The following is a 24,535-nucleotide window of genomic DNA, read 5'->3' on the forward strand; positions in this document are numbered from 1 at the left end:
GGCCGGTGGAACCCGGTTGCCCGGTCCCGGAGGATGTCCCGGTGGGCTACGTGGACGTGAGCGCGGTACGGCACACCCTCTCCGACGGGCGGGTGCTGCTGGACGACGTCAGCTTCCGCGTCGGTGAGGGTGCCCGGGCGGCGCTGGTCGGTGAGAACGGTGCCGGGAAGACGACGCTGCTGAGGATCATCTCCGGCGACCTCGCCGCGGAGTCCGGCGCGATCGCCCGGACCGGCGGCCTGGGTGTGATGCGGCAGTTCATCGGCTCGGTCCGCGACGACACGACGGTCCAGCAGATGCTGGTCGACCTCGCGCCGCCCGCCGTCCAGGAGGCCTGGCACGCCGTCGAGGCCGCCGAGCTGGCCATGATGGAGGACGACGACGAGCCCACCCAGATGGCCTACGCGAACGCGCTCGCGCACTGGGGCGACGTCGGCGGGTACGACGTCGAGGTCACCTGGGACACCGTCACCGTCGCCGCGCTCGGCGTCCCCTACGACGGGTGCAAGTACCGGGAGCTGAACACGCTCTCCGGCGGGGAGCAGAAGCGGCTGGCGCTCGAGGCGTTGCTGCGCGGCCCCGACGAGGTGCTGCTCCTCGACGAGCCGGACAACTACCTCGACGTCCCGGGCAAGCGGTGGCTGGAGGAGCGGCTGCTCGACACCCGCAAGACCGTGCTGTTCGTCAGTCACGACCGGGAGCTGCTCGCCCGGGTCGCCGACCGGGTGGTCACCGTCGAGGGCGGGACGGCGTGGGTCCACGGCGGGGGGTTCGTCAGCTACCACGCGGCCCGGACGGCGCGGCACGAGCGGCTGGCCGAGCTGCGCCGGCGGTGGGACGAGGAACACCAGCGGCTGGTCGACCTGGTCCGGACGCTGCAGCAGCAGGCGGCGAACTCGCCCGACATGGCCAACCGGTACCACGCGATGCAGACCCGGCTGGCCAAGTTCGAGGCCGCCGGTCCGCCCCCGGAGCGCCCGCCGGAGCAGAAGGTGGCGATGCGGCTGCGCGGCGGGCGCACGGGCGTGCGGGCGGTCATCGCCGAGCAGCTGGAGCTGACCGGGCTGATGAAGCCGTTCGACCTGGAGGTCTTCTACGGCGACCGGGTCGGCGTCCTGGGTGCCAACGGAGCCGGCAAGTCGCACTTCCTGCGGCTGCTGGCCGGCCAGTCGGTGACCCACACCGGCGACTGGCGGCTGGGCGCGCGCGTCGTCCCCGGGTTCTTCGCCCAGACGCACGCCCATCCCGAGTGGCAGGACCGCACGCCGGTCGACCTGCTGTGGCACGGCGAGCCGGGTCGGCCGGGAGTCGACCGTGGCCGGGCGATGGCGGCGCTGCGCCGGTACGGGCTGGCCGAGGCGGGGGAGCAGCCGTTCCGGACGATGTCGGGCGGGCAGCAGGCGCGGTTCCAGATCCTGCTGCTCGAGCTGTCGGGATCGACGCTGCTGCTGCTCGACGAGCCGACCGACAACCTCGACGTCCTCTCGGCCGAGGCGCTGGAGGAGGCGCTGGCCGCCTTCGACGGCACGGTCCTGGCCGTCACCCACGACCGCTGGTTCGCCCGGTCCTTCGACCGGTTCGTGGTGTTCGGCGCCGACGGCCGGGTCTACGAGTCGGCCGAGCCGGTCTTCGACGAGACCCGGGTGCAGCGCGCCCGTTGACCGGCACCCGGCCGCCTCGACGTCAGGGCGGCTGGACCGTCAGGGTGGCTTGACAGTCAGGGTGACCTGACGGACGCTGGGGCATGGACGTCGACGCACTAGACCGCGAGCACACCCTCTCCACGGCCGTCCGCAGGTACGAGGAGCTGCGGACGCGGGACTCCCTCGCCGATCCCGACGAGCCCGACGGACCGCGACCGCTGGGCCGTGCCGAGGCGCTGGAGCTGCTGGCGTTGGCCGAGGTGATCGCCCGCAAGGCCGGCCAGGGTCGGCAGCTGACGGTCCGGACGGCCCGCTCGGCCGGCGCCTCGTGGGCCGAGATCGGCCAGGCGTCGGGGACCACGCGGCAGTCGGCGTGGGAGGCGCACCGCCGCTGGATCGACGGCCAGGCCGCACAGCACGGCGCGGTGGGCCAGCTCGGCTTCGACGCGGCCGACGCCGCGTCCGCCCGGGCGCTGGCCGGCGACCGGCCGCCGCGTTGATCATGGGGTTGGTGCACGTCGCGCCGGCATGTGGCGCCGAGTCGGCAGCAACGACCCCATGATCAACGGCGGGGTCGCGGTCGGTCGAGGAGGTCAGGCGACGGCGAAGAACACCCGCTCGTCGTCGAAGCTCAGCGTGGGCTCGATCGACAGCTGGCCACCCGGGATCGCGGCCGGCGGCACGTCCATGCAGAACTGGAAGGTGTCGGAGCCGCCGGGGTTCAGGGTGGGTGCCGACATGGCGTCGTCCGGCAGGACCGCCGAACACTCCGCGTCGCTGTACTGGCGGGCGTCGGTCCCGTGGAAGATCGCCGTCAGGTCGAAGCCGGGCGTGCCTTCCTCGGCGCCGGTGTAGGTCACCGTCAGCTGGGTGATCACGTACTGGCCGGCGGGTGGCTCGTTGAACTGGTTCGCCCCGGCCACGGTCGCGTTCGCGTCCACGTCGACACCGTCGACGACCACCTCGTAGTCACCGACCTGGGCGGGGACCCCGAGCGGCACGACCTCCGCCGTCTCGGCGACGTCCTCCGCCCCACCCGGGTCGACGGGCGCGGCCTCGACCTGCGCGAGGCCTTCGTCCAGGCTGTCCTGCACCTCGTCGATGGCCTTGACGAAGAGCATCTGGGTGAGGATCACGAGGACGATGGCGAGCACCGAGGTCACCAGGCCGGTGATCGCCATGCCGGTGCCGTTGTGGGTCCCCCGGCGAGCGCGGATCAGCGCCGGGATGCCCAGGCCCAGGCCGACGACCGCGATGACCGCAGCGAGGTTGTTGATGATCGGGATCCAGCACAGCAGCAGCGCGATGATGCCGAGCACCATCGAGGCGATCGCGAGCCCCGCTCCCTGCTTCGGCGGCGGGCCGTAGGACGGCGGACCGTAGGACGGAGGCCCGTACTGCTGGTAGGGGGCCTGGCTCGGGTGGGACACGTGGACTCCTCGGGCTGACACACGGATACGGACGGGACCGTATCCGTGCGGTCGGTCGTCCCGTGGAGGTCGCGGCTGACACGGGGAGGGCGCTCACCACGCGCCTCACGAGCACCCGGTGACGCGCTGCCCGGCTCAGCCGAACGCCCGTCCCTCGCCCCGGTAGGTGGGGACGGCACCGGTGACCGCGTCGCCCACCACGGTGTGCAGGACGTCGACGTGCTCGCACAGCTCCCCGGCCTTCGCGTGCCGGAACCACACCCGGTCACCGACGGCGAGGGCCCGCGTGCCCGGGCCGCGGAGCGGGGTCTGCACCTCCCCGGCGCCCTCGGCGCGGAGCAGGCGCAGCCCCGCGGGGTGCACCGGCCGCGGCAACCGGTCGGCACCGGCCGGTCCGGAGGCGGTCCAGCCACCGCTGGCGACGGTGACCACACCGGGCGCCGGCACCCGGGTGACCGGCAGCGCGAAGAGCGCGGCCGGCCGCGCGGTGAACGCCCGGTAGCCGTCGAAGAGGGTGGGGCAGTACAGGCCGGACCCCGCCGCCAGCTCGGTCACCGACGGATCGGACGCGGTCCGCTCGAGGCTGCCGGTGCCGCCGCCGTTGACGAACTCCAGCGGTGCGACGGCGGAGACCGCGGCCACGACCGCCGCCCGCCGGGTCGTCAGCTCCCGCGCCGACATGCCCTGCAGCGCCCGCACCGCCAGCCCCCGCAGCGGCCGCCGCGCGGGGGCGTCCTGGACGCCGGCGATCTGTGCCTCGTAGGCCATGACGCCGGCCAGGGTGAAACCCGCACGGCCGGCCACCGCCTGCGCGAGCGTCGCGGCCTCCGCCGGGTCGTGCACCGGGGAGCGGCGCACGCCCACGTGCACCCGGCCGGCGGCGGCTCGCAGCGAGGCGTCGACGTCGAGGCAGACGCGCACCGGCGGGCGCCGGCCCGGCGGTGCCACGGCGTCGACGGCGTCCAGGTGCCCGACCGAGTCGATCATCAGCGTCACCCGGCCCGCCGCGGTCTCGTCGGTGACCAGCCGGCGCAGGCCGCCGCGGTCGACCGTGGGGTAGCCGACGACGACGTCGGTCGCGACCGGGTCCTCGCCGCCGGTCAGCCACAGCGCCTCGGCGAGCGTGTAGGCCAGCACGCCGGCGAAACCGGGACGGGCCAGCACCCGGCGGAGCAGCGCCCGGCAGCGGACCGACTTGCTCGCCACCCGGATCGGCCGGCCCGCGGCCCGCGAGACGAGGTCGGCGGCGTTGGCGTCGAGCGCGTCGAGGTCCACGACGGCCAGTGGCGGGTCGAGGTCGGCGGTGGCCCGGTCCAGACGGGTACGGGCCGACAGCGGGGCGGCGTGCAGGCGGGCGGGCATCCCCGCGAGGGTCGCCGTCCGACAGCGGACGGTCAACCCCCTGGACGGGCCGTTGACCTGCGTAGAACCGCCATGCAGAGTCGCTGCGACCGACCGCGGAGGAGGACCCGGTGACGGCTGAGCGGGCGTGGTCCGACCCTGCGGTGCGCTGGCGCAACTGGGGCGGCAACCAGCGCGCGGAGGTGATGGTGGCCCGCGCGGCGTCGGTGGACGACGTGGTCGCCGTCCTGACGGCCGCCGCGCTGGCCGGACGGCGGGTGCGGCCCATCGGCAGCAGCCACTCCTTCAGCGCCATCGGGCGGCCGGAGGAGACCCAGCTGGTGCTCGACGAGCTCTGCCACATCACCGTGGGGGACGACGGGCTGGTCACCGTGGGTGCGGGCACGCCCCTGTACCGGCTCAACGCCGAGCTGGCCCGCACCGGCTGGGCGCTGACCAACCTCGGCGACATCGACCGGCAGAGCGTGGCCGGCGCCCTGGCCACCGGCACGCACGGCACCGGTGCCGGCTTCGGGGGGCTCGCCACCCAGGTGCGGGCGCTGCAGCTGGTGACCCCGGCGGGGGAGGTGCTGCACTGCGACGCCGGCACCCACCCGGAGGTGTTCGCCGCCGGGCGGGTCGGTCTGGGTGCCCTCGGGGTGGTGACCGCGGTGACGCTGCAGGCCGAGCCAGCGTTCGCGCTGCACGCCGTCGAGGGGCCCGGCCGGCTCAGCGCGGCGCTGGAGTGCTTCGAGGAACTGATGACCTCCACCGACCACGTCGAGTTCTACTGGTTCCCGCACACCGACGCGACGCTGCTGAAGTGCAACACCCGGGTGCCGCTGAGCGTCGGCCTGGACCCGCTGCCCCGCTGGCGGGCGGTCTGGGACGACGAGATCCTCGCCAACGCCGCGTTCGCCGGGGTGGTGGCTGCCGGACGGCGGTTGCCCGCGCTGGTGCCGCCGCTGGCGCGGGTCTCGGCGCGAGCCCTGGGTCGGCGCAGCTGGACCGACCACTCCCACCGGGTGTTCGTGAGCCGCCGGCGGGTGCGCTTCCTCGAGATGGAGTACGCCGTGCCGCGCGAGCAGGCGCCGGCGGTGCTCGAGCAGCTGCGCCGGGTGCACGAGGACGGCGACTGGCGCACCGCCTTCCCCGTCGAGGTGCGGCTGGCCGCCGCCGACGACATCCCGCTGTCGACGGCGTCCGGGCGGGACACCGCCTACATCGCCGCGCACGTGCCGGCCGGCACCGAGCCGGGGCCGTGGTTCGCCGCGCTCGAGGCGATCGCCGGGGAGGTCGGCGGGCGGCCGCACTGGGGCAAGCTGCACGGCCTGGACGCGGCGGTGCTGCGGCAGCGCTATCCGCGGTTCGGCGAGTTCCTGGCCGTCCGGGACCGGTTGGACCCCACCGGCGTGCTGGCCAACGCCCACCTCGACCGCGTGCTCGGCCCGGCCCCAGGGCGCTGAGCCCCGGGCCCGCCACCAGGGCGCCGAGCCCGGCCCCGGTGCCGGGGCGCCGCGGCCGGGCGGGCGCTCAGGCGGTGGGGGTGCCGCCGATCGCGTCGAGCTCCTCGAGCTCGCGCGGGCCGAGCGCCAGCGCACCGGCGGTGAGGTTCTCCTCCAGGTGCGCCACCGTCGACGTCCCGGGGATCAGCAGCACGTTGGGGCTGCGGGCGAGCAGCCAGGCCAGCGCGACCTGCATGGGGGAGGCCTCGAGCCGGCGGGCGACGGTGTCCAGCGCCGCCGACTGCAGCGGCGTGAAGCCGCCCAGCGGGAAGAACGGCACGAAGGGGACACCCTCGCGGGCCAGCGCGTCGATCATCGGGTCGTCGTGCCGGTGCACCAGGTTGTAGTGGTTCTGCACGCACACCACCGGCGCGATCGACCGGGCCTCGGCCAGCTGCTGCGTCGTCACGTGGCTCACCCCGAGGTGCCGGATGAGCCCCTCCTGCTGCATCGCCGCCAGGGCCTCGAACGACTCGGCGATCGACCGCTCGCCCGGCCCGGCGATCTGGGTGATCCGCAGGTTCACCACGTCGAGGACGTCCACGCCGAGGTGGTCGAGGTTGTCCTGCACCGCCGAGCGCAGCTCCTCGGGCGAGAGGGCCTCCGGCCAGCCGCCCTCCGGCGTCCGGCGCGCCCCCACCTTCGTCACCAGCACCAGGTCGTCGGGATAGGGGTGCAGAGCCTCCCGGATCACCTCGTTGGTGACGTGCGGGCCGTAGTAGTCGCTGGTGTCGATGTGGTCCACCCCCAGCTCCACCGCACGGCGGAGGACGGCGACCGCGGCGGCGCGGTCGGCCGGAGGTCCCATCACGTGCGGGCCGCTGAGCTGCATCGCGCCGTAACCGAGGCGGTGCACCGACCGGTCGCCGAGGGGGAACTGCCCGGCTCGCTCCAGGGGGTTGGTCATGTCTGGCCCCCTACCCGTGGATCGGCCGGTCAGACGGTGGCGCCGCACACCTCGGCGGGGACCTCCGCACCGGCCGCGACCGGCTCGTCGGCGCGGCGGCCGATCCCGCGCGCGAGGACGGCGATCCCGGCGCCGACGAGCGCGAGGACGGCGCCCACCCAGATCGGCGCGGTGTAGCCGAACCCGGCGGAGAGGACCAGCGCACCCAGCGCCGCACCCAGGGCGTTGGCCACGTTGAACGCCCCCTGGTTCGCTGCCGCCACCAGGCTGCCGCCGCGCACCCGCGCCGCCTCGATGACGCCGTTCTGGACCACCGGGCCGAGCGAGAACGACACGGTCCCGAAGAGGACGAGCAGGACGACGGCAGCGACCGGCGTGCGGGCGAGGAAGGCGAACGCAGCCAGGATGACGGCGGTCGCCACGAGGCCCACGGCGACGAAGGATAAGCCGTACCGGTCGCCGAACCGGCCACCGACCAGGGTGCCCACCGTGGTGCCCACCCCGAAGAGGGCCAGCACCGGTGTCACCCACGCTGTCGGGATGCCGCCCAGCTCGGTGAGGATCGGGCTGACGTAGCTGTAGACGGCGAACAGCGCCGCGAACCCGACCATCGTCAGGCCGAGCACGAGCCACACCTGACTGCGACGGAACGCGGCCAGCTCGGACCGCAGGTCGCTCGGCTCGCCCACCCCGGCCGGGAGCCAGGCCAGCAGGCCGGCGATGGTGACCAGGCCGATCACGGCGATCCCGCCGAGCACGAGCCGCCAGCTGGTCTGCTGGGCGACGAACGTGCCCAGCGGCACGCCGATCACGTTGGCGAGGGTGAGGCCGACCATCATCAGCGAGATGGCCTGGGTGGACCGATCGGGCGCGACCAGCCGGCGGGCGGCGACGGCGCCCACGCCGAAGAAGGAGCCGTGCGCCAGGGCGGTGAGCACCCGGGCGGCGGCGAGCGTCTCGTAGGTGGGGGCCACGGCCGACAGCGCGTTGCCGACGACGAAGACGACCATGAGGGCGACCAGTGTCTGGCGGGGGGAGAAGCGGACCCCCAGCGCGGTCAGGGTCGGGGCGCCGACGACCACACCGACGGCGTAGGCGGAGATCAGCATGCCGACCGCCGACACGGACACCCCGAGGCCGGCCGCGATCTCGGGCAGCATGCCCATCACGACGAACTCGGTGGTGCCGATGCCGAAGGCGCCGATGGCGAGGGCGAGCAGGGCGCGGGGCACGGGGAGCGACTCCAGGGAGAGCGGACGACTGGGGGTGCGGACTCCGTCGTCCGGCCGGGGGGCCTACCGACCCTCCCTCGGGGCAAGGCCCTGCCCCCGCACGGCATGCCCCGAACCCGACGTGGGGCTGCTCACAGGCCGTGCCCGTCCGCGGATCGGCACCGGGCCGGTCCGCGGACGCGCACGGGGGGTCAGGGCTGCAGCAGCACCTTGACCGCGCCGTCCTTCTTCTCCCGGAAGTTGGCGTAGGCCTCGGGCGCCTGCTCCAGCGGCACCCGGTGCGTGGCGAAGTCGTCGACGCCGAGCGGGTCGCCCTCGGTCAGCAGCGGCAGGATGTCGGGCACCCAGCGCCACACGTTGGCCTGGCCCATCCGCAACTGGATCTGCTTGTCGAACATGCGCATCAGCGGCAGCGGGTCGGTGGCGCCGCCGTAGACACCCGACAGCGAGATCGTGCCGCCGCGGCGGACGGTGTCGATGGCCGTGTTGAGGGCCGCGAGCCGGTCGACGCCGGCCACCTGCATGACCTTCTCCATGATCGCGTCCGGGACGATCGCCGTCGCCTTCTGCGCGAGCGAGGCCAGGGGCGAGCCGTGCGCCTCCATGCCGACGGCGTCGATGACGGCGTCGGCTCCCCGCCCGTCGGTGGCGTCCTGGATGGCCTGGAGGACCTCCTTGCGGTCCGTGGAGCGGATGACGTTCGTGCCGCGGGCGCTCGCCCGGGCCAGGCGCTCGGGGACGACGTCGGACGCGTACACCTTGTCGATCCCCAGGTGGTGGGCGATGCGGGTGCACATGTCGCCGATCGGGCCCAGTCCGAGCACCAGCAGCGTGCCGCCGGGTGGGGTCGCGGCGTATTGGACCGCCTGCCAGGCGGTGGGCAGGACGTCGGAGAGGTAGACGAAGCGGTCGTCCGGCAGGCCCGCGGGGACCTTGATGGGCAGGGTGTTGCCGAAGGGCACCCGCAGGTACTCGGCCTGCCCACCGGGCACCTGCCCGTAGAGCTTGGTGTAGCCGAACAGGGAGGCCCCGAAGCCCTGGTCGCGGTTCTGCGTCGTCTCGCACTGGGACTGCAGGCCCTGCGAGCACATCCAGCAGGTGCCGCAGGAGATGTTGAACGGCACGACGACCCGGTCGCCGGGCTTGACGGCGGTGACCGCGGACCCCACCTCGCGGACGACGCCCATCGGTTCGTGTCCCATCACGTCACCGACGCTCATGAAGGGCGCCATCACCTCGATCAGGTGGAGGTCCGAGCCGCAGATGCCGCTCGAGGTGACCTCGATGACGACGTCGGTGGGGTCCTGGATCGTGGGGTCGGGGACGGTGTCCACCCGGACGTCGGCTCGGCCGTGCCAGGTCACTGCGCGCATGGGGATGTGCTCCTCGGATCGGCGTCGGAGAGCTCCGACAGGGTCCTTCTGCCCCGTCGTGAGCTGGATCGCCCCTGTTTCCGCCGCAACTCGGCGCGCCCCGCACAGACAGTCATGTCGGTTGGACGCACCGCTGAATCACATGGCTGCAGCTTTGTGGGCCACGCCACAAATGTGCAGGTCAGGACCCCCGTTCTCACATCACGAACCGATAACGGCATGTTTACATGGGTCCCGTTCGCGAGCCGGACACCCGCACGACGTCCCCCGTTCCCCACGGAAGCCAGGTGCATGACTCCGCTCCACCACGACCGCCTCCTCGTCGAGGGGACGGCGCCCGCTCCGGGCGCACGGACCCCGCTCGGCACGGCCGCGGCCCCGTCCCCGCGACGGACGCCCCGCCCGGTCCCTGAGACGGCAGACCCGACCATCCCGACGCAGCGCTCGGGGGACGCGCAGCTGCTGGGGACCATCGGTACCGACCGACCCGCCGAGGACCGGACGCCCGAGCTCGCCGAGGTGACGGACCTGGCCGGGCTGACCGGGCTGGCCGAGGCCACCGCCCGGGCCGGCATCGAGGACCTGACCGACGTCCGTGCCGAGGACGCCGCGCCCACCGGTGCCGCATCCACGGTCGTGGCCGTCCCCCGGAGCGGGCGCGGCCGGCGCCTCCGGTTCGCGCCCCCGTCGGCCGCCCGCCGTCCGGCGGTCTTCCTGGCCGTCGCGCTGGTGGGGGCCACCGGGCTGGCCCTCGTCACCGCGGGGGACCACGTGGCGCAGGCCGACGCACCCGAGGCGGAGACCGCCTCGGTCAGCGTCGCCGCCGAGCTCGGCCTGGACCAGCAGTCGCAGTCCGCCGTGATCGAGGACGACGCCGCTGCCCGGCTGGAGCAGATGACCGCCAGCCGCACCGCCCGGGAGGCCGAGCAGGCCGCGGCCGCGCAGGTGCAGGCGGACGCCGACCGCCTCGCCTCGGAGGCCGCGGCGGAGGCCGCCCGTCCCGACGCCGTCCTCCCCGTCTCCGGAGCGCGGCTGACCAGTGGCTTCGGAGCGCGGTGGGGCACCCAGCACGCCGGCATCGACCTGGCCGCGCCGATGCTGACGCCGGAGTACGCCGCCATGGACGGGATCGTCCTCGAGGCGGGCCCGGCCAGCGGCTACGGCAACGTCGTCTACGTCCAGCACGAGAACGGCGACGTCACCGTCTACGGCCACATGGAGGAGATCCTCGTGTCGCCGGGCCAGGTGGTGCAGGCCGGCGAGACCATCGCGCTGCTCGGCAACCGCGGCCAGTCCACCGGCCCGCACCTGCACTTCGAGGTGCACGTGGGCGGGCTCAACGGGCAGAAGATCGACCCGATCCCGTGGCTGCGAGACCGCGGCGTGGCCGTCTGAACCAGCGCCCCGCAGCCCCAGCACGCACCGGCGCCCCCCTCCCGCAGTTCGCGGGCGGGGGGCGCCGTGCTGGTGCGGCACACTCGGAGGCAGCAGCAGCGGCGCCGGCTGGGAGGGGCAGATGGGGCACGGGCACGCGCACGGTCCGGTCACCGCCTCGGCCGGGCACCGCCGCCGGCTGGTGGTCGTCCTCGCGCTGACCGTCGCCGTGCTGGCCGCCGAGGTGGTCGGCGCGCTCGTGTCGGGCTCCCTCGCCCTGCTGGCCGACGCCGGCCACATGGCCACCGACGCGCTGGGGATCGCCCTGGCCCTCGGCGCGGTCACGCTGGCCCAGCGACCGGCGCGGGGCCGCCGCACCTTCGGCTGGCAACGCGCCGAGATCCTCGCCGCGGTCGCCAACGCCCTGCTGCTGATGGCCGTGGCCGGCTACGTGCTGGTGGAGGCGGTCCGCCGGTTCGGGGACCCGCCGGAGATCGGCTCGGGCGTGATGCTCGCCGTCGCCGTGGCCGGCCTGGCGGCCAACCTCGTCGGCCTGGCCCTGCTGCACCGCGGCCGGCGCGACTCGCTCGCGGTGCGCGGCGCCCACCTCGAGGTGCTCGGCGACGCGCTGGGTTCGGTCGCGGTGATCGTGGCCGCGGTCGTGATCGCCGCCACCGGCTGGACGCCGGCCGACACCCTCGCCTCCGTGCTGATCGGCTGCCTGGTGCTGCCGCGCGCCTGGTCCTTGCTGCGGGAGGCCGTCGACGTGCTCCTGGAGACCGCGCCCCGCGGGGTCGACCTGCGCGAGGTGCGTGAGCACATCCTCGGGGTGGACGGCGTGCTGGACGTCCACGACCTGCACGCCTGGACGATCACCTCCGGGTTGCCGGTGCTCTCCGCGCACGTCGTGGTGACCGACGAGGCGCTCGAGGCCGGTCACGGCGGCCGGGTGCTCGACGCCCTCTGTGCCTGCCTGGGCAGCCACTTCGACGTCCCGCACTGCACCTTCCAGCTCGAGGCCGCCACGCACGCCGGACACGAGGCGCCGGTACACGACTGAAGAAGGACCCCCCGCAGGGTCCCGCCATTCGCCGGCTCGGGTCGGGACCCGGTACGGGGACGTCGGGGTGGGACAGTGGGGGAGCACTGGACGGTCGGGCAGGAGGCAGCGGTGGAGCACGGGTCGCACTCGGGCATGTGGGTGCCCGCCGAGCCGCCGACCTGGGGACGGATGTTCCTGCCGCACCTCGACGGCTGGTCGGTGCTGGCGGTGCTCAGCCTGCTCGGCGTGGCCGGCTACCTCGTCGCGGTCGTCCGCCTGCGCCGCTCGGGGGTGTCCTGGCCGTGGTGGCGGACCGCCGCCTGGATGGTCGGATGCCTGTCGCTGTTCGCCGTCACGGGCACCTGGCTCAACGGCTACAGCATGGTGCTGTTCAGCGTGCACATGGCCCAGCACATGGTGCTGTCGATGGTGTCGCCGCTGCTGCTGCTCGTCGGCTCACCGGTCACGCTGGCCCTGCGCACCCTGCCCCGCGGCAAGGGGCTCGTCGGTGTCCCACGGGCCCTGCTCCTGGACGCGCTGCACAGCCGGGTCGCGCGCTTCCTCTCGCACCCGGCGTTCACGCTGCCGCTCTTCCTCGCCAGCCTGTACGGCGTCTACTTCACGCCGGTCTTCGACGCGCTCATGGGCGATCCGCTCGGCCACCAGTTCATGCTGGCCCACTTCACCGTGACCGGACTGCTGTTCTTCGGGCCGATCCTGGGGCAGGACCCCTGGCCGCGGAGCATCGGCCACGGCGCGCGGATGCTGGAGCTGCTGATCCCCATGCCCCTGCACGCCTTCTTCGGCGTCGCGGTCATGATGGCCGGCTCGCTGGTCGTGTCGACCTTCGCCGACCCACCCGCGGCCTGGGGGGTGGACCCGCTGTCCGACCAGAGCACCGCCGGCAGCATCGCCTGGTCCTTCGGCGAGCTGCCGACGGTGTTCGTCATGGTCGTCGTGCTGTTCTCGTGGATGGGCTCCGAGGAGCGGCGTGCGCGCCGGATCGACCGGACCGCCGTCCGCACCGAGGACGCCGAGCTGGATGCCTACAACGCCCGGCTGCGGGCCATGGCGACGCGGACGTCGCCTTCCTGACCCCGCGACCTCGACCTCGCGTCGATCATGGGCTCGTCGCCGGCGACACGGCGGGACATCCCGCTCGCGTCAGCAACGAGCCCATGATCGACCGCGGACGCCCGGTTCAGCCGACGTGCGCGACGGCGTCGGTGTCGGTGGGGATGTCGTCCTTGGTCGCCTTGATCAGCAGCGCCGAGGCCACCGCGCCGAGGACGAGCAGGGCGGCCGCCCACGTGAACGCGGTCGTGTAGCCCTCCACCTGGGCCTGGAGGACGACAGCCGGGTCCTGCGGGTTGCCCCCGCTGGTGGCGACGCCGGTGACGTAGTCGGTGATCGCGCCGACCGAGAGGGTCGCGAGCAGCGCGGTGCCGATCGAGGCGCCGATCTGCTGCGTGGCGTTGAGCACCGCGCTGGCCGCGCCGGCGTCGTGCCCGCCCACGCCGATGAGGGCGAGGTTCGACAGCGGGACGAACGTGAAGCCCAGCCCCAGGCCGAGCAGCAGCTGGCCGGGGAAGGCCAGCCCCCAGAAGCCGCTGTCGACCTCGAGGAAGGACATGACGAACAGGCCGGCGGCCGCGAGCAGCCCGCCGAGCACCATCAGCGGCTTCGGACCGACCCTCGGCACCAGGCCGCTGGCCGCGCCGGCGGAGACCAGGACGCCCAGCGTGGTCGGCAGCGACGCGAAGCCCGCCGTGACCGGCGTGTAGCCGAGCACCTGCTGGAAGTAGAGGCTGAGGAAGAAGAACGCGCCGAGGAGTCCCGCCCCGACCAGGGTCGAGGTCAGGTAGGCCCCACCCCGGTTGCGGTCGAGCAGCAGCCGCATCGGCAGCAGCGGGTTGCGGGTGCGCAGTTCCACGACGACGAAGGCGGCCACGGCCAGCACCCCCACGCCGATGAACAGCAGGGCCCACGGGTCGGCCCACGCACTGTCGGTGGAACCGGTCGCGGCGTTCTCCTCGGCGGCCTGGGCGACGCGGGTGAAGCCGTAGACGAAGGACGCGAGGCCCAGCGTGCCGAGGACGGCCCCCGGGACGTCGTAGCTGGTGTCCCCCGGCGTCCGGCTCTCCGGCACGATGCGGATCGCCGCCGCGATCGCGAGGACGGCGACCGGCACGTTGACCCAGAAGCACCAGCGCCAGTCGGCGTACTCGGTGAGCACGCCGCCGAGCAGCAGGCCCACGGCCGAGCCGCCACCGGCGATCGCGCCGTAGACGGCGAAGGCCTTGGCGCGCTCCTTCGCGTCGGTGAACAGGACCGTGATCAGTGCCAGCGAGGCGGGGGCCAGCAGCGCCCCGAAGGCACCCTGCAGGGCGCGCGCGGCGAACAGCAGCTCCTCGCTGGTCGCGATGCCGCCCAGCGCGGAGGCGACCGCGAAGCCGCCGGCGCCGACCAGGTAGGTGCGCTTGCGCCCCCAGAAGTCGGCGATCCGGCCACCGAGCAGCAGCAGTCCGCCGAACGTGAGCGTGTAGGCGGTGACGATCCACTGCAGGTTGGCCGAGGCGATGTCCAGATCGGCGGCGACGGCCGGCATGGCGATGTTCACGATGGTCGCGTCGAGGATGACCATCAGGATGGTGACGGCGATGACCGCCAGCGCCAGCCACCGCCTCGGGTACGGCTCGTCACCGATGTGGCCGGCGCCGGAGGCGCGGGTGGGCGTGGGGTCTGTCATGGGTGGTCCTCGGGGTCGCGCTCGGGGAGATGGCCGCGGTCGGGCGCTGAGGAACCTAGCCGCCTGAGACCATCTCCACGTGCCGGTTTCCGTGGTGTTCACCGCCGACACGCACGTCCCCAAGCGTGCGCGTGACCTACCTCATTCCCTGTGGGCCGCCGTCGACGCCGCCGACGTCGTCGTGCACGCCGGTGACTGGGTCGACGTCGCACTGCTCGACCGGCTCGAGGAGCGCTCCGCCCGGCTGGTCCCGGTGCACGGCAACAACGACCACGGCGCGCTGCGCGTGCGGCTGCCCGAGGTGGCGCGGGTCGAGCTCGAGGGCCTCCGGCTCGCCGTCGTCCACGAGACCGGTGACCGGACGGGGCGGGAGGCCCGCTGCGCGGCCCGGTTCCCGGACGTCGACGTGCTGGTGTTCGGGCACAGCCACATCCCGTGGGACACGGTGGCGCCGGTCGAGGGCCGGGCCACGGGTCTCCGGCTGCTCAACCCCGGCTCGCCGACCGACCGCCGCCGGCAGCCGCACGGCACCTTCGTGACCGCGGTGATCGCGGACGGGGCGCTGCACGACGTCACCTTCCACCCGGTCCCGAGGTGACGGCGGCGCACGCCCGCCGTCCCTGGCCGGCGCGCGCGGTCGACCTGCTGGCCTGCCCGGTCTGCGGCGGGCCACTGGCCGCCCTCCCCGGCGACACCGGGCTGCGCTGCTCCGGCGGCCACGCCTACGACCGGGCGCGCCAGGGACACGTCACGCTCCTGCCGCCGGGGCACGTCCCGCCCTCGGGTGACTCCGCGGCGATGGTCGCCGACCGGGCGGCCTTCCTGTCCGCCGGCCACTACCGCGGCGTCACCCGCGCCCTGGCCGACGCCGTCCTCGCCGACGGGCCACCGCCCGGCACCCTGCTCGACCTCGGCGGGGGCACCGGGCAGCACCTGGCCGGCGTCCTCGACCGGCTGCCGGACGCCGTGGGCGTCGGTCTGGACTCCTCGCGGTACGCCGCCCGCCGCGCGGCCGGGGCGCACCCGCGGGCCCTCGCCGTCGTCGCCGACACGTGGGCGCGGCTGCCGCTGCGCGACGCCGCCGTGGACCGGGTGCTGGTCGTCTTCGCCCCGCGCAACGGTCCCGAGACCGCCCGGGTGCTGGCACCGGGCGGCCGGCTGGTGGTGGTCACACCGGCCGCGGACCACCTGGCCGAGCTGATCGGCCCGCTCGGCCTGTTGCAGGTCGATCCGGACAAGGCCCGCCGGCTGACCGCGGCGCTCGAGCCGTCCCTGCGCCCGGCGGGCCGGAGCGGCCACCGCGAGCGGCTGGAGCTGGACAGGGCGGCGCTCACGACGCTGGTCGGCATGGGCCCGCACGCCCGGCATCTCAGCCCCGAGCGGCTCGCGGCGGCCGTGGACCGACTCCCGGAACGGACGGCCGTGACCGTCTCGGTGGACGTCAGCACCTGGGCGCCGGCCGCGTGACCGGCGCGCCCCCGACGTCGACGGGAACACCCGGCCGTGGACCGTCTAAGCTGCGGCCGTGACGATCGCACCGGCGCCGATCGTGAGCCGGCCGAGCCCGGCTCGCGAGGTCGAGAAGGGCTCGCGGCTCTCGAACCTGCTGCGGACCACCGACCACAAGACCATCGGCCTCATGTACCTGGCCACCTCCTTCGCATGGTTCATGGTCGGCGGGCTGATGGCCATGCTGATCCGCGGGGAGCTGGCCCAGCCGGGTCTGCAGTTCCTCTCCCCGGAGCAGTACAACCAGCTGTTCACCATGCACGGCACGGTGATGCTGCTGATGTTCGCGACGCCGCTGTTCTTCGCGTTCGGCAACCTGATCATGCCGCTGCAGATCGGCGCTCCCGACGTCGCGTTCCCGCGGCTGAACGCCTTCTCCTACTGGCTGTTCGCCTTCGGGTCCCTCATCGCGGTCTCCGGCTTCCTGACCCCCGGCGGCGCGGCGGACTTCGGGTGGACGGCCTACACGCCGCTGTCCGACGTCGCCCACAGCCCCGGCGCCGGCGGGAACCTGTGGATCACGGGTCTGGCGGTCAGCGGTCTGGGCACCATCCTCGGCGGTGTCAACTTCATCGCCACGATCGTCTGCCTCCGCGCGCCCGGCATGACGCTGTTCCGGATGCCGATCTTCACCTGGAACGCGCTGGTCACGAGCGTCCTGATCCTGCTCGCCTTCCCGATCCTCACCGCGGCGCTGCTCGCGCTGCTGGCCGACCGGAACCTCGGCGCCCTGGTCTACTCGGAGGAGAACGGGGGGCCGATGCTGTGGCAGCACCTGTTCTGGTTCTTCGGGCACCCCGAGGTCTACATCATCGCGCTGCCGTTCTTCGGCATCATCACCGAGATCATCCCGGTCTTCAGCCGTAAACCGCTGTTCGGCTACAAGGGCATGGTCGGCGCCACGCTGCTGATCGGTGGCCTGTCGCTCACCGTGTGGGCGCACCACATGTACGCCACCGGTGCGGTGCTGCTGCCGTTCTTCGCGTTCCTGACCTACCTGATCGCCGTGCCGACCGGCATCAAGTTCTTCAACTGGATCGGCACCATGTGGCGCGGTCAGATGACCTTCGAGACGCCCATGCTGTTCTCGATCGGCTTCATGGTCACCTTCCTCCTCGGTGGACTGACCGGCGTCCTGCTGGCCAGCCCGCCGCTGGACTGGCACGTGTCCGACACCTACTTCGTCGTCGCGCACTTCCACTACGTCGTGTTCGGCACGGTCGTGTTCGCCGCCTACGCCGGCATCTACTTCTGGTTCCCCAAGATGTGCGGCCGGATGATGGACGAGCGGCTGGGCAAGCTGCACTTCTGGCTGACGTTCATCGGCTTCCACGGCACGTTCCTCGTCCAGCACTGGCTGGGCAACGAGGGCATGCCGCGGCGCTACGTCAACTACCTGCCCACCGACGGGTTCACCACCCTGAACACCGTGTCCACGATCTTCTCGTTCGTGCTGGGTGCCTCCACCATCCCGTTCCTCTACAACGTGGTGAAGTCGTGGAAGTACGGCCGGCTCGCCGTCCGCGACGACCCGTGGGGTCACGGGAACTCGCTGGAGTGGGCGACGTCGTCCCCGCCGCCGCGGCACAACTTCGTGGAGATCCCGAAGATCCGCTCCGAGCGTCCGGCGTTCGAGGCGCACTACCCGCACCTGCTCGACCGCCTGCAGCGTGAGGCGCACGCAGGCAAGCGGCACGAGCCGTATGCCGCCGAGCTGGGCGGCACGGCCGGGCCGCGCCAGGGGCCCAACGACCCCGACCCCACCTGACGGACGCCCCCTCCTCCCCGCTCCTCACGAGCGCGGGGCGGTGCCCTCGAGGGGGCCAGCAGCGACGCCCCGTCGGCCCCGGCCGGCGGGGCGTCGCTGCGTCGAGGGCCCGGCGTCCGGCGGCCGCCTGTACGGCCCGGCGACCGGAGGCCCGGGGTCGGTAGGGGACGATGACGCCGTGCCGTTCGACGACCCGACCGACCGACCGCCGACCGCGCAGGACGGCGCGTGCGCCCAGCTGACCCTCACCGGTGCCGACCGGACGGGGCTCACCGCGTCGCTGTTCGCCGAGCTGGCCGCGCCCGGCCGCGACCTCCCGCCGGTCGAGGTGGTCGACGTCGAGCAGGTCGTCGTGCACGGGCAGCTGGTGCTCGGCGTCGTCGTCCGGGTCCTGCCCGACGAGGGGAGGGTGGCCCTGCCACCGGAGGTGCTCCTGGACCGGCTGCGGCGGCTCGCCGCCGACGTGGCCGAGGCCGCAGGGGTCGACGTCGTCGCGGAGCTGGCCCCCCACCGCGCGCCCGCGGCGCGGCGGCCGGGCCGCCCGCACCACGTGATCGTGCTGGGTCGCCCCGTGCCGCCCGAGGCGGTGGCCGGTGCGGCGTCGGCGATCGCCGCGATCGGCGGGAACATCGAGGGCATCCGCCGGCTGTCCGACTTCCCGGTCACCAGCTTCGAGATGACCGTGACGGGGGCCGAGGCCACCGCCCTGCGCAGCGCGCTCGGCGAGGTGGCCTCGGCCACCGGTGCCGACATCGCCGTCGAGCAGGTCGGCCTGACCCGGCGCAGCAAGCGGCTGATCGTGCTCGACGTCGACTCGACCCTGGTGCGGGGGGAGGTGATCGACGAGCTGGCTGCGCGCGCCGGGCGGGCCGCCGAGGTCGCCCGGATCACCGCCGCGGCGATGAACGGCGAGCTGGACTTCGCCGAGTCGCTGCGGGCCCGGGTCGCGGCGCTGGCCGGGCTCCCGGTGGAGGTGCTGGCGGAGGTGCGCGAGCACCTCGTGCTCACCCCGGGCGCCCGCACCCTGATCCGCACGCTCAAACGGCTCGGGTTCCGCTGCGGGATCGTCAGCGGCGGGTTCACCCAGATCACCGACCACCTGGCCGAGGAACTCGGGCTGGACTTCGCCGCCGCGAACACCCTCGAGGTGCGCGACGGCCAGCTGACCGGCGGCCTCGTGGGGGAGATCGTCGACCGGGCGGGCAAGGCGCGGGCGCTGGAGCGGTTCGCCGCGACGTACGACATCCCGCTGGAGCAGACCGTCGCCGTGGGTGACGGCGCCAACGACCTCGACATGCTGGGCGTCGCGGGCCTGGGCATCGCCTTCAACGCCAAGCCCTACGTGCGGGAGCAGGCGCACACGGCGCTCAACCTGCCCTACCTCGACGCGGTGCTGCAGGTGCTCGGGTTCACCCGCGACGAGGTCCTCGACGCCATCCCCACGCCCTCCTCCGGATGACACCGCGGCCACGGCGACCGGCACGGCGGAGGCCCGACGGGGCTGGGACGGCCAGCTGTGCCCCTCAGGGCGCGTGGACGGCGCCCTCGAGGTGCACGCCCGCGGTGCGGAGCTGGTCGAGAGCGGCCTCGGTGGTCCCTTCGGCGACTCCGGCGGTGAGGGGCAGCAGCACCCGGGTGGCGAAGCCCTCGGCGACGGCGTCCAGCGCGGTCGCCCGCACGCAGTGGTCGGTGGCGATCCCGACCACGTCGACCGCGTCCACCCCGTGCTCCCGCAGCCAGTCGGCCAGCGGCACGCCGTCGGCGCGGCCCTCGAACCCGGAGTAGGCGGCCGCGTACTCGCCCTTGTCGAACACCGCCTCCAGCGACCCACGGTCCAGCCGGGGGTGCAGCTCCACCCCGCCGGTGCCGACCACGCAGTGCGACGGCCAGGTCTCGACGAAGTCCGGCTCCTGGGCGAAGTGCCCGCCGGGGTCGACGTGGTGGTCCCGGGTGGCGACGACGTGGGCGTAGTCGCCGGCGTGCGCGCGCAGGTGCTCGCTGATCGCCGCTGCGACCGCCGTCCCGCCGGCCACCGCGAGGCTGCCGCCCTCGCAGAAGTCGTTCTGCACGTCCACCACCACCAGTGCGCGGCTCATCGCAGCTCCTCCCCGCTCAGTCGTGCACCGTCTCGATGGCGCACTCGCCCCGCGAGAGCGCCCACGCCTCATCGGGCATCGCGGCCCGCGCCCGCTGGTGGTGCGCCCGCGCCGCGGCCAGCGCCGCCCGGGGCGGCGCGTCGTCGCAGAGCTGCCCACCGCGCACCAGCTCGACGACCAGCTGGCGGTCGCCGTCCTGCGGCGCGATCGGGCGGCTGCTGACGACCTCCGCCGTCGCCGTCCCGGAGGCGTCGTGCCGGCGGACGGCGTGCTTGCGGCCGCCGACGGAGTTCTTCCCCTCCGAGCGCTTGGCCACCGGCACCCCGTCCCGCTCCACCAGCTTGTAGACCATCCCCGCCGTCGGGGCGCCCGAACCGGTCACCAGCGACGTGCCGACGCCGTAGCCGTCGACCGGTGCGGCCATGAGCCCGGAGATGGCGAACTCGTCGAGGTCGCTGGTCACGATGATCTTCGTGCGGGTGGCACCGAGCTCGTCGAGCAGCTGCCGCGCGCGGGTGGCGAGGGTCGGCAGGTCCCCGGAGTCCAGCCGGATGGCGCCCAGGTCGGGGCCGGCGACCTCGACCGCCGTCCGGATGCCGCGCTCGACGTCGTAGGTGTCCACCAGCAGGGTCGTCCCGACGCCGAGGGTGGCCACCTGGGCCCGGAAGGCCGCGGCCTCGTCGTCGTGCAGCAGGGTGAAGGCGTGCGCGCTCGTGCCGGCGGTGGGTACGCCGTAGCGGTGGCCGGCCTCCAGGTTCGAGGTGGTGCCGAAGCCGACCAGGTGGGCGGCGCGGGCCGCGGCGACGGCGGCCTGCTCGTGGGTCCGCCGGGAGCCCATCTCGATGCACGGCCGCTCGCAGGCCGCGGCCACCATCCGGGCGGCGGCCGAGGCGATCGCGCTGTCGTGGTTGAGCACGGAGAGGATGAGCGTCTCCAGCAGCACCCCCTCGGCGAACGACGCACGGACCGTGAGCACGGGGGAGCCGGGGAAGAAGAAGTCGCCCTCGGCGTAGCCGTCGACGTCCCCGTTGAAGGAGAAGCCGGCCAGCCAGTCGAGCAGCCGGGCGTCGGTGAGGCCCTGCTCGCGCAGGGCGGCCAGGTCGTCGTCGGTGAACCGGAACCGCGGCAGCTGCTCCAGCAGCCGCCCGGTGCCGGCGACCACCCCGTACCGGCGGCCGTGCGGCAGCCGCCGGGCGAACACCTCGAACACGCAGTCGCGATCGGCGGTGCCGTCGGCGAGGGCGGCGGCGAGCATCGTGAGCTCGTACCGGTCGGTGAGCAGCGCGGGACCCGTCGGCATGGCTCCGGAGCGTAGGCGCAGGCGGCGGGGCCCCACCCCTCGAGGACCGTCTCCTAGAGTGGACGGGTGGCCGGACCGCTCGCGCCTGAACGCACCCCGGACACCACCGTCGACGAGGAGCACGACCTCGACCGGCCGTGGGTCACCATCGTCTGGAACGACCCGGTGAACCTGATGACCTACGTGACCTTCGTGCTGCAGGAGCTGTTCGGCTACGACGAGCCGACGGCGACCACCCTGATGCTGCAGGTCCACCACGAGGGCCGCGCGATCGTCAGCTCCGGCCCGCGCGAGCGGATGGAGCACGACACCAGCCGGCTGCACGCCTACGGGCTGTGGGCCAGTTTCCAGCGCGACTCATGAAGCCCTTCCGCCGCCGCGGGGAGGACGTGGTCGCGAGGCTGGAGCCGGCCGAGGCCCGCATCATGGGACTGCTCCTGGACCAGCTCGAACAGCTGCTCACCGCGGACGCCGACGACGTCCGCGGCGACCCGGTCGTCGCCCGGCTCCTGCCCGAGGGGCACCGCGGTGACCCCGAGCTGGCGGCCGACTACCGGGAGATGACCGAGTCCGCGCTGCGCTCGGGCAAGGCCGACGACCTCGCCACCGTGCGGGCCGGCCTGCCGCCCGACGGCGGGGCGGTCCGTCTCGACGCCGACCAGGCCGGCGCGTGGCTGCGCACCAGCAACGACCTGCGGCTGGCGCTCGGCACCCGGCTGGGCATCGAGGAGGACACCGAGCCGCCGGAGGACCTCAGCAGCGAGGAGGGCCAGCAGCTGGCCGTCTACTACTGGCTCACCGGCCTGCAGGGGTCGCTCGTCGACGCACTCGTCGCCGGTCGCGCCGGCCGAAGGTGAGCAGCACGAGGACGGCGAGCAGGAGGTCGAGCACGAAGAACACCGACACCAGGCGGGGCATCTCGAGGTCCCGGACCAGTGCCCCGATCGCGGAGACCAGGACGGCCGTCGACAGGGCGAACACCAGCAGCAGCGTCAGGGCCCGGATCGAGACGAGGAGCACCAGGGACGCCCGGTCGGCCCCGACGTCGTTGCTGAAGTGCCCGGTGCGGCGCCGCAGGCCGCCGATGCCCAGCGCGAGTGCCGGCAGCGCCAGCAGGACGACGCCGGCGATCATGGACAACTCGAGCACCACGAGAGCGCACCGTATCCGCCGGGACCCCCTCCGGGGCACCGCCCCGGCCCGCGACGGGTCGGCCGCCCCCTGTCCAGCACACCGTTCCGAGCCGGCGAGGGGTGGGGACGGCGGGCTCCTCCCCGGGTCCTCCTAGACTGGCGGCGTGCTGCGCATCGACCGCGCGACCTACGACGCCATCGTGGCCCACGCCCGGGAGGACCACCCGGACGAGGCCTGTGGCGTCGTCGCCGGCCCCGAGGGCAGTGACCGCCCCGAGCGCTTCATCCCCATGCTCAACGCCGCGCGGTCGCCGACGTTCTACGAGTTCGACTCCGGCGACCTGCTGCGGCTGTACCGGGACATGGACGACCGGGACGAGGAGCCGGTGGTGATCTACCACTCGCACACGGCGACCGAGGCCCACCCCTCCCGGACCGACATCAGCTACGCCTCCGAGCCCAACGCGCACTACGTGCTGGTCTCGACGCGCCACCACGGTGAGCAGACCGGCCTGGCCGGGGACGACGTCGAGTTCCGGAGCTTCCGCATCGTCGACGGCGAGGTGAGCGAGGAGGACGTCGAGGTCGTCGACTCCTACCTGTTCGGCCACTCGCCGACGACCGTCGTCTACGACTGAAGAAGCACCCTCCTGCCCCCCACCGCTCGTAGGCTCGCGGCGGGTCCCTGCAGGAGGGCCTGGCCGCCACCGGAATCCCTGGCGGCGGACGGGCGTTGCCCGTGCAGACGCACGACCCGCCGCCGTCGCGGTGGGCCAGCCACATCCCCCTCCAGAGGAGAACAGCACGCATGGCCATCGAGGTCCGGATCCCGACCATCCTGCGCACCCACACCGGCGGCAACAAGACCGTCGAGGGCAGCGGCACCACCCTGGCGGCCCTGGTCGACGACCTCGACGCCAAGCACCCCGGGCTGAAGAACCGCCTCGTCACCGAGGAGGGCAAGCTGCACCGCTTCGTCAACGTCTACGTCAACGACGAGGACGTGCGCTTCACCGGCGCCCTCGACACCCAGGTCAAGGACGGCGACTCGGTGACGATCCTCCCGGCGGTCGCCGGCGGCTGCTGAGCGCGGCTGCTCCGCCCTGCTCGGCACCCGTCCCCACCGTCTCCCCGGAAGAGCTCCCGATGGCCCGCTTCGCCTCTCTCGTCGACTCGCTCGGCAACACCCCGCTCGTGGGGCTGCCGAACCTGTCGCCGTCCCCTGACGTCCGGCTGTGGGCCAAGCTCGAGGACCACAACCCCACCGGCTCGATCAAGGACCGCGCGGCGATCGCGATGATCGAGGCGGCCGAGAAGGAGGGGCTGCTCCGGCCGGGCGCCACGATCCTGGAGCCGACCAGCGGCAACACCGGGATCTCGCTGGCGATGGTCGCCCGCCAGCGTGGCTACGAGCTCATCTGCGTCATGCCGGAGAACACCTCCATCGAGCGCCGGCAGCTGCTGGAGATGTACGGCGCGCGGATCATCAGCTCCCCGGCCGCCGGCGGCTCCAACCAGGCCGTCGCCGTCGCCAAGGGGCTGGCCGCCGAGCACGACGACTGGGTGATGCTCTACCAGTACGGGAACCCGGCCAACGCCGAGGCGCACTACACCGGCACCGGCCCGGAGATCCTGGCCGACCTGCCCTCCCTCACCCACTTCGTCGCAGGGCTGGGGACGACCGGCACGCTGATGGGTGTCTCGCGCTACCTGCGGGAGAAGAAGCCCGACGTCCAGGTGATCGCGGCCGAGCCGCGCTACGGCGAGCTGGTCTACGGGCTCCGCAACATCGACGAGGGGTTCATCCCCGAGCTCTACGACCCCGAGCTGCTGGACTCACGGTTCAGCGTCGGCCCGCAGGACGCCGTCCGCCGCACCCGCCAGCTGGTGGAGCAGGAGGGCATCTTCGCCGGCATCTCGACCGGCGCGATCCTGCACGCCGCGCTCGGTATCGCCGACAAGGAGGTGGCGGCCGGACGCCGGGCCGACATCGTGTTCATCGTCTGCGACGGCGGCTGGAAGTACCTGTCGACCGGCGCCTACGCCGGGACCCTGGACGAGGCGACCTCCGCGCTCGAGGGCCAGCTCTGGGCCTGAGCCGGGGCCTGCTCGGTCCCTGAGCCGGGTCCTGAT

At 73.8% G+C, this 24,535-nt stretch carries 24 protein-coding genes; 15 read left to right on the forward strand and 9 right to left on the reverse strand.

Annotated elements, in window-relative coordinates; all coding sequences use genetic code 11:
• The first annotated feature begins 41 nt into the window (after positions 1 to 41).
• Positions 42 to 1,661: an ATP-binding cassette domain-containing protein gene (locus GCU56_RS15055; protein ID WP_163482565.1), complete on the forward strand. Its 1,620-nt coding sequence runs from the start codon at positions 42 to 44 to the stop codon at positions 1,659 to 1,661.
• A gap of 83 nt (positions 1,662 to 1,744) precedes the next feature.
• Complete coding sequence (locus tag GCU56_RS15060; protein WP_163482566.1) at positions 1,745 to 2,143, forward strand: hypothetical protein; 399 nt, start codon at positions 1,745 to 1,747, stop codon at positions 2,141 to 2,143.
• 93 nt (positions 2,144 to 2,236) lie between these two features.
• Here the strand turns inward: GCU56_RS15060 and GCU56_RS15065 are convergent, their stop codons facing one another.
• Positions 2,237 to 3,073, reverse strand: a complete 837-nt coding sequence (locus tag GCU56_RS15065) for a DUF4190 domain-containing protein (RefSeq protein ID WP_163482567.1) — start codon at positions 3,071 to 3,073, stop codon at positions 2,237 to 2,239.
• 135 nt (positions 3,074 to 3,208) lie between these two features.
• Positions 3,209 to 4,435 (reverse strand): amino acid deaminase/aldolase, encoded by a 1,227-nt coding sequence (locus tag GCU56_RS15070; protein WP_163482568.1) that lies wholly within the window; start codon positions 4,433 to 4,435, stop codon positions 3,209 to 3,211.
• Positions 4,436 to 4,545: 110 nt separating this feature from the next.
• Here GCU56_RS15070 and GCU56_RS15075 point away from each other — a divergent pair, with 110 nt between their 5' ends.
• Positions 4,546 to 5,880, forward strand: coding sequence for a D-arabinono-1,4-lactone oxidase (locus tag GCU56_RS15075; protein WP_345771857.1), 1,335 nt, complete (start codon positions 4,546 to 4,548; stop codon positions 5,878 to 5,880).
• Between the two features lie 67 nt (positions 5,881 to 5,947).
• Here the strand turns inward: GCU56_RS15075 and GCU56_RS15080 are convergent, their stop codons facing one another.
• The 3 genes from GCU56_RS15080 to GCU56_RS15090 all read right to left on the reverse strand — a co-directional run bounded on the left by GCU56_RS15080 (position 5,948) and on the right by GCU56_RS15090 (position 9,431).
• On the reverse strand, positions 5,948 to 6,826 hold the full coding sequence (locus GCU56_RS15080) for an oxidoreductase (RefSeq protein ID WP_163482569.1): 879 nt from the start codon (positions 6,824 to 6,826) through the stop codon (positions 5,948 to 5,950).
• A gap of 29 nt (positions 6,827 to 6,855) precedes the next feature.
• A complete protein-coding gene (locus GCU56_RS15085) occupies positions 6,856 to 8,058 on the reverse strand; it encodes an MFS transporter (RefSeq protein WP_163482570.1) in 1,203 nt (400 codons plus the stop codon).
• Between the two features lie 191 nt (positions 8,059 to 8,249).
• Positions 8,250 to 9,431, reverse strand: coding sequence for an alcohol dehydrogenase catalytic domain-containing protein (locus tag GCU56_RS15090; RefSeq protein WP_163482571.1), 1,182 nt, complete (start codon positions 9,429 to 9,431; stop codon positions 8,250 to 8,252).
• A gap of 291 nt (positions 9,432 to 9,722) precedes the next feature.
• Between GCU56_RS15090 and GCU56_RS15095 the strand changes: the two genes are divergently transcribed.
• The 3 genes from GCU56_RS15095 (at position 9,723) to GCU56_RS15105 (ending at position 12,942) form a co-directional block, all read left to right on the forward strand.
• A complete protein-coding gene (locus GCU56_RS15095) occupies positions 9,723 to 10,826 on the forward strand; it encodes a M23 family metallopeptidase (protein ID WP_163482572.1) in 1,104 nt (367 codons plus the stop codon).
• 121 nt (positions 10,827 to 10,947) lie between these two features.
• Positions 10,948 to 11,865, forward strand: coding sequence for a cation diffusion facilitator family transporter (locus GCU56_RS15100; protein WP_163482573.1), 918 nt, complete (start codon positions 10,948 to 10,950; stop codon positions 11,863 to 11,865).
• Between the two features lie 111 nt (positions 11,866 to 11,976).
• Positions 11,977 to 12,942, forward strand: a complete 966-nt coding sequence (locus tag GCU56_RS15105; protein ID WP_163482574.1) for a cytochrome c oxidase assembly protein — start codon at positions 11,977 to 11,979, stop codon at positions 12,940 to 12,942.
• A 106-nt stretch (positions 12,943 to 13,048) separates the two neighbouring features.
• Here the strand turns inward: GCU56_RS15105 and GCU56_RS15110 are convergent, their stop codons facing one another.
• Positions 13,049 to 14,596, reverse strand: coding sequence for an MFS transporter (locus GCU56_RS15110; RefSeq protein WP_163482575.1), 1,548 nt, complete (start codon positions 14,594 to 14,596; stop codon positions 13,049 to 13,051).
• Between the two features lie 79 nt (positions 14,597 to 14,675).
• Between GCU56_RS15110 and GCU56_RS15115 the strand changes: the two genes are divergently transcribed.
• The 4 genes from GCU56_RS15115 (at position 14,676) to serB (ending at position 19,332) form a co-directional block, all read left to right on the forward strand.
• The gene (locus tag GCU56_RS15115) at positions 14,676 to 15,194 is read left to right on the forward strand and encodes a YfcE family phosphodiesterase (protein WP_163482576.1); all 519 of its coding nucleotides are present in this window, start codon (positions 14,676 to 14,678) and stop codon (positions 15,192 to 15,194) included.
• The gene (locus GCU56_RS15120; RefSeq protein ID WP_345771858.1) at positions 15,191 to 16,063 is read left to right on the forward strand and encodes a putative RNA methyltransferase; all 873 of its coding nucleotides are present in this window, start codon (positions 15,191 to 15,193) and stop codon (positions 16,061 to 16,063) included. Before GCU56_RS15115 ends, GCU56_RS15120 begins: the two co-directional genes overlap by 4 nt.
• 58 nt (positions 16,064 to 16,121) lie before the next feature.
• Positions 16,122 to 17,873 carry an aa3-type cytochrome oxidase subunit I gene (gene ctaD / locus GCU56_RS15125; protein ID WP_163482577.1) on the forward strand — a complete coding sequence of 584 codons (1,752 nt, stop codon included), beginning with the start codon at positions 16,122 to 16,124 and terminating at the stop codon, positions 17,871 to 17,873.
• A gap of 178 nt (positions 17,874 to 18,051) precedes the next feature.
• Positions 18,052 to 19,332: a phosphoserine phosphatase SerB gene (serB, locus tag GCU56_RS15130; RefSeq protein WP_163482578.1), complete on the forward strand. Its 1,281-nt coding sequence runs from the start codon at positions 18,052 to 18,054 to the stop codon at positions 19,330 to 19,332.
• A gap of 64 nt (positions 19,333 to 19,396) precedes the next feature.
• Here the strand turns inward: serB and GCU56_RS15135 are convergent, their stop codons facing one another.
• Complete coding sequence (locus GCU56_RS15135; protein ID WP_163482579.1) at positions 19,397 to 19,969, reverse strand: isochorismatase family protein; 573 nt, start codon at positions 19,967 to 19,969, stop codon at positions 19,397 to 19,399.
• Between the two features lie 16 nt (positions 19,970 to 19,985).
• The gene (locus GCU56_RS15140) at positions 19,986 to 21,269 is read right to left on the reverse strand and encodes a nicotinate phosphoribosyltransferase (RefSeq protein ID WP_163482580.1); all 1,284 of its coding nucleotides are present in this window, start codon (positions 21,267 to 21,269) and stop codon (positions 19,986 to 19,988) included.
• A 66-nt stretch (positions 21,270 to 21,335) separates the two neighbouring features.
• Between GCU56_RS15140 and clpS the strand changes: the two genes are divergently transcribed.
• Entirely contained in the window at positions 21,336 to 21,632 is a 297-nt protein-coding gene (clpS, locus tag GCU56_RS24070) for an ATP-dependent Clp protease adapter ClpS (RefSeq protein WP_163482581.1), read from the forward strand.
• On the forward strand, positions 21,629 to 22,126 hold the full coding sequence (locus GCU56_RS15150) for a DUF2017 family protein (RefSeq protein ID WP_163482582.1): 498 nt from the start codon (positions 21,629 to 21,631) through the stop codon (positions 22,124 to 22,126). Before clpS ends, GCU56_RS15150 begins: the two co-directional genes overlap by 4 nt.
• Here the strand turns inward: GCU56_RS15150 and GCU56_RS15155 are convergent.
• Complete coding sequence (locus GCU56_RS15155; RefSeq protein ID WP_163482583.1) at positions 22,065 to 22,421, reverse strand: hypothetical protein; 357 nt, start codon at positions 22,419 to 22,421, stop codon at positions 22,065 to 22,067. The genes GCU56_RS15150 and GCU56_RS15155 overlap by 62 nt on opposite strands.
• A 145-nt stretch (positions 22,422 to 22,566) precedes the next feature.
• Here GCU56_RS15155 and GCU56_RS15160 point away from each other — a divergent pair, with 145 nt between their 5' ends.
• The 3 genes from GCU56_RS15160 (at position 22,567) to GCU56_RS15170 (ending at position 24,499) form a co-directional block, all read left to right on the forward strand.
• Entirely contained in the window at positions 22,567 to 23,040 is a 474-nt protein-coding gene (locus tag GCU56_RS15160; protein WP_163482584.1) for a Mov34/MPN/PAD-1 family protein, read from the forward strand.
• A 170-nt stretch (positions 23,041 to 23,210) separates the two neighbouring features.
• Positions 23,211 to 23,489, forward strand: a complete 279-nt coding sequence (locus GCU56_RS15165) for a MoaD/ThiS family protein (RefSeq protein ID WP_163482585.1) — start codon at positions 23,211 to 23,213, stop codon at positions 23,487 to 23,489.
• A 59-nt stretch (positions 23,490 to 23,548) separates the two neighbouring features.
• Positions 23,549 to 24,499, forward strand: coding sequence for a PLP-dependent cysteine synthase family protein (locus tag GCU56_RS15170; RefSeq protein ID WP_163482586.1), 951 nt, complete (start codon positions 23,549 to 23,551; stop codon positions 24,497 to 24,499).
• Positions 24,500 to 24,535 lie beyond the last annotated feature (36 nt).

Source organism: Geodermatophilus sabuli (genome assembly GCF_010686765.1).
Taxonomy (GTDB): domain Bacteria; phylum Actinomycetota; class Actinomycetes; order Mycobacteriales; family Geodermatophilaceae; genus Geodermatophilus; species Geodermatophilus sabuli_A.